Origin of the sequence: Enterococcus sp. AZ078, from assembly GCF_051714985.1 — a bacterium.
Classification (GTDB): Bacteria; Bacillota; Bacilli; order Lactobacillales; family Enterococcaceae; genus Enterococcus_B; species Enterococcus_B hirae.
The window spans coordinates 974,975-990,443 of the sequence record NZ_JBIOSW010000001.1; the positions used below are offsets into that span (position 1 = coordinate 974,975).

General features: G+C 37.9%; 14 protein-coding genes. 13 read left to right on the forward strand and 1 reads right to left on the reverse strand.

The window, feature by feature from the left end; all coding sequences use genetic code 11:
- Window positions 1-12 precede the first annotated feature (12 nt).
- The 8 genes from yhbY to IGJ18_RS04735 all read left to right on the forward strand — a co-directional run bounded on the left by yhbY (window position 13) and on the right by IGJ18_RS04735 (window position 6,149).
- Entirely contained in the window at window positions 13-324 is a 312-nt protein-coding gene (gene yhbY / locus IGJ18_RS04700) for a ribosome assembly RNA-binding protein YhbY (RefSeq protein ID WP_010719660.1), read from the forward strand.
- Window positions 325-336: 12 nt separating this feature from the next.
- A complete protein-coding gene (locus IGJ18_RS04705; RefSeq protein ID WP_010738127.1) occupies window positions 337-984 on the forward strand; it encodes a nicotinate-nucleotide adenylyltransferase in 648 nt (215 codons plus the stop codon).
- Entirely contained in the window at window positions 974-1,561 is a 588-nt protein-coding gene (gene yqeK, locus IGJ18_RS04710) for a bis(5'-nucleosyl)-tetraphosphatase (symmetrical) YqeK (protein ID WP_010719658.1), read from the forward strand. The genes IGJ18_RS04705 and yqeK overlap by 11 nt, the downstream gene beginning before the upstream one ends.
- A 56-nt stretch (window positions 1,562-1,617) precedes the next feature.
- Window positions 1,618-1,941 (forward strand): ribosome silencing factor, encoded by a 324-nt coding sequence (rsfS, locus tag IGJ18_RS04715; RefSeq protein ID WP_010719657.1) that lies wholly within the window; start codon window positions 1,618-1,620, stop codon window positions 1,939-1,941.
- A 1-nt stretch (window position 1,942) separates the two neighbouring features.
- Entirely contained in the window at window positions 1,943-2,683 is a 741-nt protein-coding gene (locus IGJ18_RS04720) for a class I SAM-dependent DNA methyltransferase (RefSeq protein ID WP_010719656.1), read from the forward strand.
- Window positions 2,684-3,058: 375 nt separating this feature from the next.
- Window positions 3,059-4,213: a nucleotidyltransferase gene (locus tag IGJ18_RS04725; RefSeq protein ID WP_438842949.1), complete on the forward strand. Its 1,155-nt coding sequence runs from the start codon at window positions 3,059-3,061 to the stop codon at window positions 4,211-4,213.
- A 282-nt stretch (window positions 4,214-4,495) separates the two neighbouring features.
- Window positions 4,496-5,215: a YebC/PmpR family DNA-binding transcriptional regulator gene (locus IGJ18_RS04730; RefSeq protein WP_063626840.1), complete on the forward strand. Its 720-nt coding sequence runs from the start codon at window positions 4,496-4,498 to the stop codon at window positions 5,213-5,215.
- Between the two features lie 295 nt (window positions 5,216-5,510).
- Window positions 5,511-6,149 carry a hypothetical protein gene (locus IGJ18_RS04735; RefSeq protein ID WP_010719653.1) on the forward strand — a complete coding sequence of 213 codons (639 nt, stop codon included), beginning with the start codon at window positions 5,511-5,513 and terminating at the stop codon, window positions 6,147-6,149.
- A gap of 111 nt (window positions 6,150-6,260) precedes the next feature.
- Here the strand turns inward: IGJ18_RS04735 and helD are convergent, their stop codons facing one another.
- Window positions 6,261-8,540, reverse strand: a complete 2,280-nt coding sequence (gene helD, locus IGJ18_RS04740; RefSeq protein WP_438842950.1) for an RNA polymerase recycling motor HelD — start codon at window positions 8,538-8,540, stop codon at window positions 6,261-6,263.
- Between the two features lie 198 nt (window positions 8,541-8,738).
- On the opposite strand from helD, the gene IGJ18_RS04745 reads away from it, so the two are divergent.
- From IGJ18_RS04745 to IGJ18_RS04765, 5 genes are all read left to right on the forward strand, one after another.
- Window positions 8,739-10,532 carry a heavy metal translocating P-type ATPase gene (locus IGJ18_RS04745; protein WP_438842951.1) on the forward strand — a complete coding sequence of 598 codons (1,794 nt, stop codon included), beginning with the start codon at window positions 8,739-8,741 and terminating at the stop codon, window positions 10,530-10,532.
- 113 nt (window positions 10,533-10,645) lie between these two features.
- Complete coding sequence (locus IGJ18_RS04750) at window positions 10,646-10,825, forward strand: 2-hydroxymuconate tautomerase (protein WP_002287649.1); 180 nt, start codon at window positions 10,646-10,648, stop codon at window positions 10,823-10,825.
- 326 nt (window positions 10,826-11,151) lie between these two features.
- The gene (thrS, locus tag IGJ18_RS04755) at window positions 11,152-13,092 is read left to right on the forward strand and encodes a threonine--tRNA ligase (protein ID WP_034700539.1); all 1,941 of its coding nucleotides are present in this window, start codon (window positions 11,152-11,154) and stop codon (window positions 13,090-13,092) included.
- A gap of 274 nt (window positions 13,093-13,366) precedes the next feature.
- Window positions 13,367-14,221 carry a hypothetical protein gene (locus IGJ18_RS04760; RefSeq protein ID WP_096709463.1) on the forward strand — a complete coding sequence of 285 codons (855 nt, stop codon included), beginning with the start codon at window positions 13,367-13,369 and terminating at the stop codon, window positions 14,219-14,221.
- Window positions 14,222-14,582: 361 nt separating this feature from the next.
- Entirely contained in the window at window positions 14,583-15,431 is an 849-nt protein-coding gene (locus tag IGJ18_RS04765; protein WP_034700537.1) for a MurR/RpiR family transcriptional regulator, read from the forward strand.
- The last annotated feature ends 38 nt before the right edge of the window (window positions 15,432-15,469 follow it).

The following is a 15,469-nucleotide window of genomic DNA, read 5'->3' on the forward strand; positions in this document are numbered from 1 at the left end:
AGAAGGAAGAATATGACTTTAAGAGGAAAACAAAAAAGATTTTTACGAAGCCAGGCACACCACTTACAACCGATTTTTCAAATTGGTAAAGGTGGAATCAATTCTGCCATGATGGTTCAGATTGAAGAAGCGCTGGAAAAACGTGAGTTAATCAAAGTAACGTTATTACAAAATACCGATGAGATTCCTGAAGAGGTAGCTGGTATTTTAGAAGAAACAGTCAGATGTCAAGTTGTTCAAATCATTGGACGAGTTCTTGTATTATACAAACCCTCTTCAAAGGAAAAATATCAACGTATCTCTAAAGAAGTAAACGCAATTTAAGGAGTGGTTAATATGAAATCGCAAGCGGAAGCTTTTGTCGAATCTCAAGTATTTCCTCAAGAGATGCCTCAAATTTTTGAAAAACGCAAACAGGTGGGGATTTTAGGTGGTACTTTTAATCCAGTTCACCTGGCACACTTAGTTATGGCAGAACAGGCAGGAAAAAATTTAGGGTTGGATGAGGTCTATTTAATGCCTTCTTATCAACCTCCACATGTGGATGAAAAAACGACAATCGCTGCCAATCATCGCTTAAACATGCTTGAACTTGCGATAGCAGATAATCCTTTTTTAGCTATTGAACCGATCGAGTTATCTCGAAAAGGCAAAAGCTATACTTATGATACGATGAAAGCTCTGACACAAAACAACCCTAATACCGATTACTATTTTATTATCGGTGGCGACATGGTAGAATATCTACCAAAATGGTATAAAATCGATGAACTAGTGACAATGGTCAATTTTGTTGGTATTCGTCGAGCAGGTTACTCAACCGAAACGCCTTACCCAGTGATTTGGGTCGATGTGCCAACCATTGATATCAGCTCAACTAAAATACGGCAGAAGATCCAGCAAGGTTGTTCCGTTCGTTATCTAGTACCTGATAAGGTCATTGAGTATATCGAGAAAGAAGGGCTATATCAAGATGGACTATAGTAATAAATACACAACTTACTCAAGAGAAGAGTTGATGCAAAAAGTCCAAATGCGAATGAGTGAACGACGTTTCAAGCATGTTCTTGGGGTGGAAGAGACGGCGATTGCCCTTGCCGGCAAATACGGCTGTTCATTAGAAAAAGCTAGTATTGCTGCTTTGACACATGATTATGCGAAAGAACGGCCTGATGATGAATTTATTTTAGTTATCAAGCGAGATGGCTATGACCCAGCGCTTCTTCATTATGGAAATGCGATTTGGCATGGTTTAGTTGGCGCCTCTTTTGTTGAAAGAGAGCTTGGTATCACAGATGAAGAGATCCTTCATGCCATTCGAGTTCATACCACTGGTGCGGCTGAAATGTCTTTATTAGATAAAATCATCTATGTAGCAGATTATATTGAACCTGGTCGCTCGTTTCCTGGAGTCCAAGATGCGCGTGAAATAGCGTTGCTTGATTTAGACGAAGCGGTAGCTTTTGAGACAAAGCACACATTAGCTCACTTGATTGAACAAGAACAACAGATTTATCCAAAAACAATTGAAACATATAATCATTGGGTAGCTAAAAAATAATCTCTACCCATTAGGAGGAAATTACTATAAATAGCAAAGAACAACTACAAATTGCAGTGCAAGCTGCCGATTCAAAACGTGCAGAAGATATCGTTGCTTTAGATGTGAGAGAAGTATCTTTACTAGCAGATTACTTCATGATTTGTTCGGCAAACAGTGAACGACAACTAAATGCAATTACAGAAGAAATCATTGAAAAAGAAGAAGAAAACAATTACGAAGTAAAACGTATCGAAGGAAAAGAAGGCGGAAAATGGATTCTGATCGACTTAGGAGATCTGATCATCCATGTTTTCCATGCGCCAGAAAGAAGTTTCTATAATTTAGAAAAATTATGGTCAGATGCACCACTTGTTGACCTAAATGAATGGATCGATTAATATGGCTTACGAAACATTTGCTTTCGTTTATGATGAGGTAATGGATGAAACCTTATATCAACAATGGTTAGATTTCTCAAAACGACACTTACCAAGTGAAACATGTAATATTTTAGAATTAGCTTGCGGAACAGGTGCTCTAGCTGTTGCCTTTGCTAAAGCTGGGTACCATGTCACAGGGTTAGATCTTTCAGAAGAGATGTTGATGATTGCTAGCCAACGTGCGTTTGAAGAGGAAACACCAATCCAATTTGTTGAAGGAAACATGCTTGATCTGTCAGAAATTGGTCAATACCAAGCAATCACATGTTTCTCAGATTCTTTGTGCTATATGAAGAATGAACAAGAAGTGCAGCAAGTATTTGACGAAGTGTATCAAGCGTTGGAAGAAAATGGACGTTTTATATTCGATGTTCATTCTATCTATCAAATCGACACGGTGTTTCCCGAATATAGTTACCATTATCAAAATGATCAGTTTGCCTTTTTATGGGATAGTTACCCAGGTAAGGAAAAGCACAGTATTGAACATTTCTTGACTTTCTTTGTGGAAGATCCCGAAGAAGCAGGTAAGTTTATTCGAGAAGACGAACTGCATCAAGAACAAACTTATTCTTTGGATAATTATTTAAGAATGTTAGAAAATAGTGGTTTTTCTAAGGTAGAAGCATTTGGTGATTTCACCGACGAACAACCAAAGGAAGATACAAAACGTCTCTTTTTTGTGGCATATAAGGAATAGGACACGAAAAAAGTCTTTTGTTAAATACGAAACATTACCTTATCGCGAGGTGTAATCGCAAAAAAAAACTGTCGTGAATCGCGTTGTTTCAGATAGTATTATAATAGTATAAAAGTAACGAATAATGGCCAAGACGAGTAAATCATCAACAAAGTCTGCGCCAAATAGTGACGTTTTTCTGCTAAAAAATGAAAAAAATACTTTAGAAATATCTTGATGAAAAATAAGCTGAAGCGTCATTTGAAAAGCAGGAGAAACGATTTTTCGATTTCTCCTGCTTATTTTTTTACAGTTAAAAACCAAATTGATCATTTTAGGATTGACCGAAAGTATGAACTGTTTGTTTTATTCCTATTAAGAAATGGAGGAAATGCGATGAAAATTTGTGGCATTATTGTTGAATATAATCCTTTCCATAATGGGCATCGCTACCATGCGGAAATGGCTCGTGAACAAACGGGCGCAGATATCGTGATAGCAGTGATGAGTGGGAATTTTTTACAGCGTGGTGAGCCTGCAATTATCGACAAATGGTCCAGAGCAACTGCTGCCCTCCAAAACGGAGTGGATTTGGTCATTGAACTACCGATAGAATGGTCTGTGCAATCAGCAGATTACTTTGCCAAAGGAGCTGTGCGATTATTACAGATGCTCGGCTGTACACATCTTTGTTTTGGTACAGAAGAAGAGTCAACATTTAATTACGAAGCTTTTGGGAAATTTGTACAGCAAAACCAATTAAGGATTGACCGTGAATTTCAACGTTTGCCTGATCAAGGAATGAGCTATCCGCAGAAGATGACAGCAGTGTTCAACACACTTTATCCAGAAATCGCTCTCGATTTTTCTTCTCCTAATCACATTTTAGGGTTAAGCTATGCGAAAGAAAATGCTCAGTATGCCCAGCCAATGAAATTAGTACCGATTACCAGAAAAAGTGCTGGTTATCACGATGAAGAATGGAGCAGTTCCTCCATCGCAAGTGCGACCGCTATTCGCAAAGCGCTCAGTGAACAACGCTCCGTAACGAATTTTATACCTGCTGCCACCGCAGCGATGATCGAAGCAGGTTCGCAACAAACATGGGCGAATTACTGGCCCTTGTTACGTTATCGTTTGCTTTCTACGGAGCTAGCCAATTTGAAAACTATCTATCAGATGACGGAAGGACTTGAAGTGAGAATGCAATCGGCTGCGAAGAAAGCCAGTTCTTTCGAGGAATTTGTCACTTTAGTCAAGACGAAAAGATATACTTGGACGAGAATCCAACGTTTAGCTTGTTACGTATTATTGAACATCCATCATGAGGAAATCCATGACCAACAAGACAAATGTTACTTGAATATTTTAGGATTTACCAAGGCAGGACAACAGTTTTTAAAAGAAAAGAAAGAGATACCCTTGATCTCAAAAATCGGCAAAAAAGAAGCAGAATTGGCACACCTTTTGGTTCGGAGTGATCAAATCTATCAACTCGGTGGGGCGATACCTGAACAAAATTTTGGAAGAAGACCTTATGTTTCGAAATAAACCTGGTTGGTGGGAACAAAGTGAAATGACTAATCTGAATGAAAGTTTAGTTCAATATTTTGAATATGTCGCTTTGTAAAAAATTCTTTGTCTAGCTTGTTGAGTAGCTATTCCAAAAGACGACTATAATCGATCATACAAGGAAACACCTCCCTAAAAAATGACTAGATTTAGAAAAAATACTTCACAGAATCCAGATTCACAAGTATAATGGAACAGGACGTTTTTGTGCTTAACCACTATCAGAAATGAACGATCAAAATTAGAAAGCGAAGTGAGAATATGGGACGTAAATGGGCAAACATCGTAGCGAAAAAAACCGCAAAAGATGCAAATAATAGCCGAGTTTATGCAAAATTCGGGATTGAAATCTATGCAGCAGCAAAATCAGGTGATCCAGACCCACACGCTAACCAAAAACTACGTTTCGTCATTGAACGCGCGAAAACTTATAATGTACCTAAACATATTATTGACCGTGCAATTGAAAAAGCAAAAGGTGCGGGAGATGAAACTTATTCTGAATTACGTTATGAGGGATTCGGACCAAATGGCTCAATGGTCATCGTTGATACCTTAACAAACAACGTGAACCGTACAGCTGCTGATGTACGTGCTGCTTTTGGTAAAAACGGCGGAAATATGGGTGTTTCTGGAGCTGTTTCTTACATGTTCGACAATACAGCGATTTTTGGTTTTGCCGGCGAAGATGCAGATGAGATCCTTGAATATTTGATGGATAAAGAGATTGATGTACGTGATGTCATGGAAGAAGATGGACAAATCATCGTTTATGGTGAAGTTGCTGATTTCCATAGTATCCAAGAAGCATTGAAAGAAAAAGGAATCACTGATTTTTCAATTGCTGAGATCCAAATGATTCCTCAAAATGAAGTGACACTTTCACCAGAAGACCAAGAAACATTTGAAAAAATGATTGATGCGTTGGAAGAGTTGGAAGATGTTCAACATGTTTTCCATAATGTAGCATTGGAAGACTAAACGATAAAAACGAATGAAGGTTGTGAAAGCATCGGATAGCTTCCGACTTGCGATTTATCCGTTTTTCGTTTTTACACCTGCTAATAGTCTGGGACGATTCGTCTCTCAGACTATTTTTTTACGCTTAAAAGAAGATCATTCGTTCTGAAAAAACAGTAGTTTATGACGAATCAATGATTTTATCTTTTTTTCGTATGTTTTATTTTTTATTCTGTTTCGTCCTGTGTTATTATTGATGTAGACGTATTATTGGAAAAATGATACATAGGAATGTGGATGTAGGCGGGGAAATTTTATGGAAGCAAAAATTAGTTTAGAGCCTTTTGAACGTATTTTAAGCGGTTACCAAAAGATCGAAGAGTTAGCTGTGAATATCACAGACTGTTCAAAATTAGCAAAAAAATATGCCCATTATGGTGTAGAAGGTTATCGTTTAGGAAATTACGTAGGTACTGGTTACCTTAATCGCTATTTGGAATGTATGGTTGATCGCGTCCCCATGTTGATTTACAAAAGAAATTATTTAATCCCTTTACTTTTTAGACGTTCAGATTCAACCTTTCGATTATTTGAAGAAAATTATCGTATGGAAGCTTTCTTTCGTTTGTTAGAATGGAGCTTAAAACATCAACCAACAAAAATCTTAATTGAAAAAAATGAAAAATATGATTCTAAAAAAGTAAAAGTGATCGACAGTGCTTATCTAGCTTTTCGTTTATCAGAAATCCTTGATAGTGGAGGCTATCCGATCAGTAACTTCCGATCAATCGAACAGTTTATTGATTGGAATCGAATTTATCGGCTGATAGATAACGGGGGGATTGGGCGTCATAGTAAAGTCTTTGATCCTGAGTATCCTGAAAATATAGAAGAATTGCGAATGATTATTTCATTAGTTAAATTAAAGTATCCAGATACTGAATCATTTGTTTAAAAGGCGAGGTTGTGACTAAGTGGTTAGCTTCTTATTCTTGAAGCTACTTCTTTAACACCGTTTATTAAGAATAAAGGGCTGTGACAAAAATTTTGTCACAACCCTTTATTTTTATATATTGATAGTGGTATATAATGCTGGGTCCATGGATTCAATCAAAGGACTTTCAGATTCAGAAGTAACTAAAACGAGTTCGTGCATGGCTCTTGTACACATGGTGTAAAGAACTAATTGATCTTGGTTAGTGGCAAAGTTTGTATCATCGATTCCCCATAAGAAAACGCGATCAAACTCGAGCCCTTTTGCCAAGAATGCTGGTAGTAGGACGATTTGTCGTTTCATAAAATCTGTTTCATCAGAAATCAATTGGACACGATCTTTTAAGTATTCGGGCAACTGTTCATAGAGTTGTTCACACTCAGTCTGTGTTTTACCAATGATTGCGGTACGCCAGTAACGGGTATTTTCTTGAGTCGTTTCAAGCGTAGTTTTTAACCAATTTAATCGTTCTTCTAAGGAGGAACCTTTCACGATAGAAGGAAGCGTACCTTTGCGAGCCGTCGTTTCTACTTGATTTTCCTCAGTAAGAAAATGATTCGCAAAATCCGTGATCTCTTTTGTTGAACGATAGCTGGTCGTTAACTGGAAGTGTGTGATTTCTTGGTCTTTAAATAGTTGATCCAAAGAGCCAGTAATCGTTTCATTGCCGAAAACATTTTGATTTAGATCACCACAAAAAGTGAGATTAGCTTTTGGATAGATCGCTTGTAAAAGAGCTACCTGAGCGGGAGCGAAATCTTGCATTTCATCGATAAAGATATAGCGAGCTTTTTGCATCACAGACACTGGATGGATGCGACGCATCAGCAAGAAGAATAATACTGCATCTTCTTGTCGTAGTTCTCGTTGACGAAGCTTCTCTTTTAATAAGGCTGAATGATCGTTCCACATCGTTGCGCTAATGTCATTTTTAGCCAACAGCGCCTGAGGTACGGTTTGTAAAAAGTGAAGGTATTGTTTGGTCAAATTGACAAATTGAAACTGATTGATACCGCGGTAGATTCGACGGAATCTTTTCTTCACGATTTGATTCGCTAGTTTTTTTCGTAAAGACTGTTCTTTTTGCTCCGTATACTCAAGGTTCGGATCATTCGCATATAAGTCTTGCAATTGTTCTTCTGCTAATTCTTTGACCCATTTTTGACGCATTTCATCTTTTTGGAGTCCACCCAATTTTTTTAATAATTTTGTTTGCAACAAGGAGAGACGTTGATGTAACGGTAAGAGTTCATTGGTTTCTTGATACCATTTGCGGATCGATTCTTTTGCTAAAATCGTCCGACCGTTAATTTTCATATCTCTAAACAAGGGACCAAAACCAGTAATATGATCGATATAACGATCAATCTGATGGATTAGTTGAAGACCGCTTTTGAAGGTTTGGATCGGGTCCTTGTCTCCAGATAAAAAACCAACTTCTTGTTGCTCTTCTTCTAACAATGAAAATTCAGGTAATAACTGTTCCAAATAAGACTTGAAGGTTTGCGTAGGTACACCACTTTCACCTAAAGAAGGCAAAACAGTCGAAATATAGTCAGAGAAAAGATGATTAGGAGAAAAAAGTAAAACGTTCTCGGCATCTAACCATTTTCGATTGTGATAAAGTAAAAAGGCGATCCGTTGTAATAAAGCGGATGTTTTTCCACTACCAGCGATTCCTTCGATCAACATCACTTGACTTGTTGTATCACGAATAATGGCATTTTGGGCTTTTTGGATCGTAGAGACGATATTTTTCATATGCGCACTTGAGGCATCGTCTAGGATCTCTAGTAAGAAATCATCGTTGATCACTTCAGAAGTATCCACCATCGAAATAATTTTTCCATCTAAGATTTTAAACTGACGTTTCAGCAGTAATTCAACATTGATTTTTTCAGTATCTGTTTCATAGAAGGCTGGTCCAATTTCCCCTTCGTAATAAAGGTTAGCAATTGGGGCACGCCAGTCGATTACGATTGTTTCTTCAGAGAGATCTCTTAAAGAAGCGATTCCTAGATAAAGTGTCTCTGCATCTGTTTCTTCTTTAAAATCGATTCGGGCAAAGTAAGGGTTGTCTTCCATAACTGTTAACGTTTGGAGCCTTTTTTGCTGCGATTCAAGCGTATGGTATTTTAAAAGCAATTCTTGCTCATGTTGGCGGTATCCGACAGCTGATTCATAAAAGGATTCATTAGACCCACCTCTGATTTTATGGCTGGCGGTGTCTTTCGTAGAATCTTGCATCTCTTGGGTAAGAGATTGTTGTTTAGTGTTTAATAGCTTTTGCTCAAGCTGGATCAACTGAATGGTTTCATCCACGTGTTGTTGTTCTAGTTGTCTTTCATTCATTGCGTATATTACTCCTTCCGCCGTAAATAACGAATTAAAAGTATAGCACAAAAAGTGAGAAAAAGGTATCTTTGACTATTTGTTCGAAAGAAAGTGAAAGAAGAAAATCAATGAGAGTGAGAGTTGTTTTCAGTTAAGTGTAAATAGTTTTCATTCTAGTTCTAAGTCAGTATCCTAAAATTGTAGGGAGTGAACAATATGACACATTTTAAAAAATTTTCAATCACCGTTTTGATTGGAATGACGGCACTTATTTGCGAATTTATTTTTAAACGACCCACACTTGCATTTCTGATTATCGCGATCACGGGTGGCATTTTGGCTTTCTTTATGTTTATTGAGATGATTAAAACATTACGTTCAGGTAAATATGGTGTGGACATTCTTGCTATCACAGCGATTGTTGCGACATTAGTGGTAGGAGAGTACTGGGCCAGTTTGATGATCCTGATCATGTTGACTGGCGGAGACAGTTTGGAAGACTATGCCAATAAAAAAGCTAGTCGAGAATTGCAAACGTTATTGGACAATACACCACGCACAGCGCATCAATTGATGAATGACCAATTGAAAGATATTCCAGTAGAAGCTGTTGAGATTAATGATTTATTAGTGGTGAAACCAGGAGAATTAGTGCCCGTTGACGGAAAAGTAGTAAAAGGTGAGTCGCAATTTGATGAGTCTTCATTAACGGGTGAAGCCAAACTTGTATTAAAAAAAGCAGGCGATGAACTGATGTCTGGCTCAGTCAATGGGGACGGTTCCGTTCAAATGATCGTTGAAAGAAGAGCAGCTGATAGTCAATACCAACAAATTATTAAATTGGTCGAAGAATCAAAAGAAAAACCAGCTCATTTTGTACGCTTAGCGGATCGTTATGCGGTGCCTTTTACATTGATCGCTTATTTGATCGGAGGTATTTCCTGGTGGGTCACGAAGAATCCTGTTCGTTTCGCAGAAGTTCTCGTTGTTGCTTCACCTTGTCCTTTGATTTTAGCTGCACCGATTGCTTTAGTGGCTGGAATGAGTCGTTCAAGTAAAAACGGAATCGTCATCAAAACAGGAACTGCTGTGGAAAAATTAGCACGAACCAAGACAGTTGCATTTGATAAAACGGGTACCATCACTAAAGGGGTCCTCGAAGTAGCAAGTATTCATCCAGAAGCTGGTGTAACATCAGAAACGCTCTTGGTCTATGCGGCAAGTGCCGAACAAGAATCAAGTCATATCTTAGCCCGATCACTAGTCCATGAAGTCGATAGCGAAAAATTATTGCCAGTGAATGAATTAAAAGAGATCACGGGGCAAGGAATACAAGCTAGAGTAGATGGACATTTCGTTAAAGTTGGCAGAGCTTCATTTGTCGGTGCCAAAGAAAGCCAATCTACTAAAACAGCTATCTATGTTGCAATTGATGACCATTTTTCGGGTACGATCTTATTTTCAGACGTGCTGCGTCCAGAAGCTCAAGCAACGATTGAACAATTGAAAACAATGGGTGTAGCGGATTTGATGATGATCACAGGGGATGGACCTGCTATCGCTGAATCAATTGCGAAGGAGGTTGGTCTCACGGCTGTTCATGCTCGTTGTTTGCCACAGGACAAATTAAATGTCCTTGAGAGTATTCCCGAAAGTGAACGTCCCGTAACGATGGTGGGCGATGGGGTCAACGATGCTCCAGCTCTGACGATCGCAGATGTTGGAATAGCCATGGGCGCACACGGATCAACGGCAGCTAGTGAAAGTGCTGATGCGGTGATCCTAAAAGATGATTTGACAAAAGTTGCTACTGCCATAACGATTTCCAGAGATACGATGAAAGTAGCGAAACAATCTGTTTTAATCGGTATTTTTATTTGTGTTTTTTTAATGCTGGTTGCTAGTACGGGTGTAATCCCCGCTTTGTTTGGAGCGGTTCTCCAAGAAGTGGTAGACACTGTTTCGATTTTAAGTGCACTGCGGGCTAAAAATGAGCGATCCCACACGTAACATCAGAAAAGACCTTTTCTCTTTGCTTTTTTTGCGGTATGATCGTAGCATAGAAGAAGGTTTGAAAAGACCACTTGCATTTAAGATAGCAATCATTAAAAGGAGACGAGACAATGCCATTTGTACACGTAGAACTAGTTGAAGGACGTAGTCCAGAACAATTAGAAAATATGATGAAAGATATTACAGAAGCTGTTCATAAAAATACCCAAGCACCAAAAGAACATATCCATGTGATTATCAATGAAATGAAAAAAGGCACTTATGGTGTAAATGGTGAATGGAAAAAATAAGTCACACCCACACTTGATTTTTCTTTTTATTAGTGGTTAAATAAACACATAGTTGATTGATGAGAAAGACAACTGAATTTGAGAGTCTTCGATAAGAGAGGAAAAGCCAGGCTGAAACTTTTCCAGAAGAAAACCAAAGGAGGACCACTTTCGAAACCTTTGTTGAAACAAAGGCGGTCGTACCGTTATAACGCTCAAGGAACGTGTAAACGTTCGAAATTAGGTGGAACCACGAATCTTTCGTCCTAGTATCTCTTTTATGAGGTGCTGGGACTTTTTTATTGGTGTCAACTCATTCAATCAAAAAATCAAAGGAGGCTATTTTAATGATAAAAATTACTTTTCCAGATGGCGCAGTGAAAGAGTTTGATGCGGGAATCACGACTGCTGAGATTGCTGCAGGTATTTCCAAAAGTTTAGCTAAAAAAGCATTAGCCGGTAAAGTGAACGGTCAGTTGATTGACTTGAATCGTGGCATCGAAGAAGATGCGTCAATCGAGATCGTTACACCTGACCACGAAGATGCATTAGCATTGGTACGTCACTCAACCGCACACTTGATGGCACAAGCTATGAGACGCTTGTACCCAAATATCCATTTCGGTGTCGGACCAGCAATCGATTCAGGATTTTACTATGACACAGACAACGGTGAAAACCAAATCAGTGCCGAAGATCTTCCAGCAATCGAAGCAGAAATGATGAAAATCGTGAAAGAAAACTTACCGATCGAACGTAAAGTTCTTTCTAAAGAAGAAGCTCTGGAAATCTTTGCAAGTGATCCTTATAAAGTAGAATTGATCAGTGAATTACCAGATGAGGAAGTAATCACTGCTTATCAACAAGGAGAATTTATTGATTTATGCCGTGGACCACATGTCCCATCAACCGGTCGTATCCAAGTCTTCAAACTATTATCTGTAGCTGGAGCTTACTGGCGTGGAAATTCAAACAATCAAATGATGCAACGTGTCTATGGGACAGCATTCTTTGATAAAAAAGACTTAAAAGAATTTATTCGTCTACGTGAAGAAGCAAAAGAAAGAGACCACCGTAAATTAGGAAAAGAACTAGATCTATTTATGGTATCACCACAAGTTGGCTCAGGCTTACCATTCTGGTTACCTAAAGGTGCAACGATTCGTCGAACAATTGAACGTTATATCGTTGATAAAGAAATCAGCTTAGGTTACCAACATGTCTACACACCAATCATGGGAGATGTAGAATTGTATAAAACATCAGGTCACTGGGATCATTACCAAGAAGACATGTTCCCACCAATGGATATGGGTGATGGTGAAATGTTAGTTCTTCGTCCGATGAACTGCCCGCATCATATGATGGTCTATAAAAATGCGATCCATTCCTACCGTGAATTACCAATCCGTATCGCTGAACTAGGCATGATGCACCGTTACGAAAAATCAGGTGCGCTATCAGGTTTACAGCGTGTTCGTGAAATGACATTGAACGATGGGCATACCTTTGTACGTCCTGATCAAATCAAAGATGAGTTTAAACGTACGTTGGAATTGATGGTCGCAGTTTACGCTGACTTCAATATTACAGACTATCGTTTCCGTTTGAGCTATCGCGATCCGAATAACACGGATAAATATTTTGATGATGATGCTATGTGGGAAAAAGCGCAAGTGATGTTAAAAGCCGCAATGGATGAATTGGAATTGGACTACTTCGAAGCAGAAGGAGAAGCTGCTTTCTATGGTCCAAAATTGGATGTTCAGGTCAAAACAGCTTTAGGAACAGAAGAAACATTATCAACGATCCAATTAGACTTCTTGCTTCCAGAACGCTTTGATTTAACTTATGTTGGTGAAGATGGTGAAAATACACATCGTCCAGTAGTTATCCACCGTGGGATCGTTTCAACGATGGAACGTTTTGTTGCTTATTTAACTGAAGTTTACAAAGGAGCTTTCCCAACTTGGTTAGCACCGATCCAAGCAACAATCATTCCTGTTTCAGTTGAAGCGCATAGTGACTATGCTTATGAAATCAAGGAACGTCTACAAATGAAAGGTCTACGTGTCGAAGTAGATGATCGTAATGAAAAAATGGGTTATAAGATTCGTGCATCACAAACACAAAAAATACCATATCAACTAGTCGTTGGTGATAAAGAAGTGGCTGATGCAACGGTCAATATTCGCCGATATGGAAGCAAAGAAACTTCAGTAGAAGATCTCAACATGTTCGTTGATGCGATGGTTGCTGAAGTCCAAAATTATAGTAGACAAGGTTAATTTCAATAGTTGGAAAAGTGACCTGACTACCCTAGAATGTAAGATCAAACCGATGGTGTCGAAAATCGAAAACGATTTTTGATACCATCGGTTTTTTACTAAGCGGATTGTTACGCTTCTCCCATATCTTTTTAAGAGTTAAAGCTAAAGCGTGCAATTTGAAACAACAAAGCGATAATGAGAATCTTTTTTTCTGAAATTACGAAAAGATGAATAAGCAAGCCTTTCATCTTATGCTATTATTAGGTTGAAAAGGAAAAAAGGAGGGCTGAAAATGGGAACTTTTTTTACAAATAAAAGGCTAAATAAAAAAGGAAATAACGTAGCTCAAAATGAGTTAAGCGAGCAAACAAACGAAATGCAGTCAAAACAAGCCAATCGTAAAAAAAAGAACTTAGCAGTAAATTTAATCGTAAAAATTGAACATGCGATTAAACAAAGGAGTCAACATAAATCCACGAATCAAAAAAATTTGAAATCCGTTGGTCCCGCTAAACGAATGTTGGAATTGATTAGGCGAGATTTTTCTATGCTTGAGAAAGTACTAAATAATACTTACCAGGAAATCCATAAGCTTGACCGCTCTTTCAGAACAAAAATGATCAGTTACATAAGAAACGATCGGAAAAGAATGGCAACAAAAATTCGTGCGTTCAAAACAACTTTGATTCCTCATAAAAGTAATTTTACGAATCAAATCGAAATAGCTCCTCGTGCTAAGAATGAAATGGAGAATATTTTACCTATAACGAAAATCAAAATGAAACAAAGAAATGAAGAGCAGACTAAACTTGGTCTCAGAAAAAATTTGTTTAAGCAGTTTTTCAACCGACTGTTATATTCCAATAGCCAAAAAATGAGGAATCAAGACCTAAACAAAATAGTAGTAGAAAAAATACAGCAAGAAAAATATGAAGAAAAACAAGTGTTGTTAACAATGGAACAAATATTAGCAAGATCGTCAAATAGAAATGATATGCCAAAACAACTTTTCAGTCGATCAATACAACCATTCGAGAATACTAAGGAAGAAAGACTAGCACAAATAAGTGAGAAAATCCAACATGCTATGAACTTCTCAACTTCTAGGAATCAATTAGGAGCAGCACATGCGGAACACCAACTCTAAAAGTTCTGTCATGACATCATTTATAAATTGGAGTTAAATACTCGTGACTTCTATCAAAAGTATTCAACGTGAGACAACAAAATTTTCATGATAAAGAGTGCAACTATCATATGAATGATAGGATAACCAGGAGCTGCAATCGTCCATTCTTCTTGAAAAATTAATCTTTTATCTAAGAGTCCAAGGCTTGCCTTGGGCTTTATTGCTGTAGCCGAACCTCATCAATTATTTTTTAGCCTCATACTTTTTCTCAAACATTTATTTACAGATGATGACAAAATTTTCTTGTCAGACGTCACGATCTTATTAGTGGGATATGGTATACTTAGCTAGACTGGAAGAGAAAAAGGAAGTGAGACAAATGAGCGTTATTAGCCGTATTGAGAGCATGATGGAGGAGTATTCTTCAACTGAAAAAAAGCTCGCTGATTATATCATCAAAAATGTAGAAAAAATTCCCACGATGACTGCGAACGAGTTAGCAGAAGCTGCTGGGTTAAGTGCGCCCACAGTTGTCCGATTTTCTAAAAAAATTGGGTTTCAAAGTTTGACTGACTTCAAAATAAATATTTCGACCGAGTTACAAACCGGTATCGTTGAAGGCTTCAGTGATATTCATCCAAACGAATCATTTTATTCGATCAAACACATTTTGGGAAATAATGCGCAAGTGGCAATCAAAGAAACGGTGGACATTTTAAATGAAGAAAAAATTCAAGAAGTGGTTGAAACCCTGGAAAGTGCTGAAACAGTCTTTTTATATGGCGTGGGCGCTTCATCTTTAGTGGTGGAAGACATTTTGCAAAAATGGTCTAGAGTAGGCAAACCCATTATTTTTGAAAAAGATATCCATGTTTTACTTCCTCAATTAGTAAGCAATGAAACCAAAAAAGTATTATGGTTAGTCTCCAATTCTGGTAGTAGCGCGGATGTCGTAGCAGTTGGAGAAATCGCAAAAGATTTAGGGATTGAGGTAATTGCTTTAACGCAATTTGGAAATAATCCTTTAAGTAAGTTGGCGGATGTTGTTGTACAAACCTCACGTCCAAAGGAAATTACCAATCGAAGCGCTGCTACAAATTCTTTGCTGGCTCAGTTTGTTACTATCGATATTATTTTTTATTTATATATGACAAAGAATGAACAGTTGGGGGAAAAAGTTCGTGAAACCAGACAAGTAATTAAAGGATACTTTGGTTCAAAACGGTAAGAGCATTATAAAAAGTTTTCCACAGTAAAAATATCATT

Excerpts from the sequence above, each read along its gene's own strand:
- IGJ18_RS04750 (WP_002287649.1), top strand. The coding sequence starts at position 10,646 with ATGCCATTTGTACACGTAGAACTAGTTGAAGGACGTAGTCCAGAACAA.
- IGJ18_RS04745 (WP_438842951.1), top strand. The coding sequence starts at position 8,739 with ATGACACATTTTAAAAAATTTTCAATCACCGTTTTGATTGGAATGACG.
- IGJ18_RS04760 (WP_096709463.1), top strand. The coding sequence starts at position 13,367 with ATGGGAACTTTTTTTACAAATAAAAGGCTAAATAAAAAAGGAAATAAC.
- IGJ18_RS04730 (WP_063626840.1), top strand. The coding sequence starts at position 4,496 with ATGGGACGTAAATGGGCAAACATCGTAGCGAAAAAAACCGCAAAAGAT.
- yqeK (WP_010719658.1), top strand. The coding sequence starts at position 974 with ATGGACTATAGTAATAAATACACAACTTACTCAAGAGAAGAGTTGATG.
- helD (WP_438842950.1), bottom strand. The coding sequence starts at position 8,540 with ATGAATGAAAGACAACTAGAACAACAACACGTGGATGAAACCATTCAG.
- IGJ18_RS04705 (WP_010738127.1), top strand. The coding sequence starts at position 337 with ATGAAATCGCAAGCGGAAGCTTTTGTCGAATCTCAAGTATTTCCTCAA.
- IGJ18_RS04720 (WP_010719656.1), top strand. The coding sequence starts at position 1,943 with ATGGCTTACGAAACATTTGCTTTCGTTTATGATGAGGTAATGGATGAA.
- yhbY (WP_010719660.1), top strand. The coding sequence starts at position 13 with ATGACTTTAAGAGGAAAACAAAAAAGATTTTTACGAAGCCAGGCACAC.
- IGJ18_RS04725 (WP_438842949.1), top strand. The coding sequence starts at position 3,059 with ATGAAAATTTGTGGCATTATTGTTGAATATAATCCTTTCCATAATGGG.
- thrS (WP_034700539.1), top strand. The coding sequence starts at position 11,152 with ATGATAAAAATTACTTTTCCAGATGGCGCAGTGAAAGAGTTTGATGCG.
- IGJ18_RS04765 (WP_034700537.1), top strand. The coding sequence starts at position 14,583 with ATGAGCGTTATTAGCCGTATTGAGAGCATGATGGAGGAGTATTCTTCA.
- IGJ18_RS04735 (WP_010719653.1), top strand. The coding sequence starts at position 5,511 with ATGGAAGCAAAAATTAGTTTAGAGCCTTTTGAACGTATTTTAAGCGGT.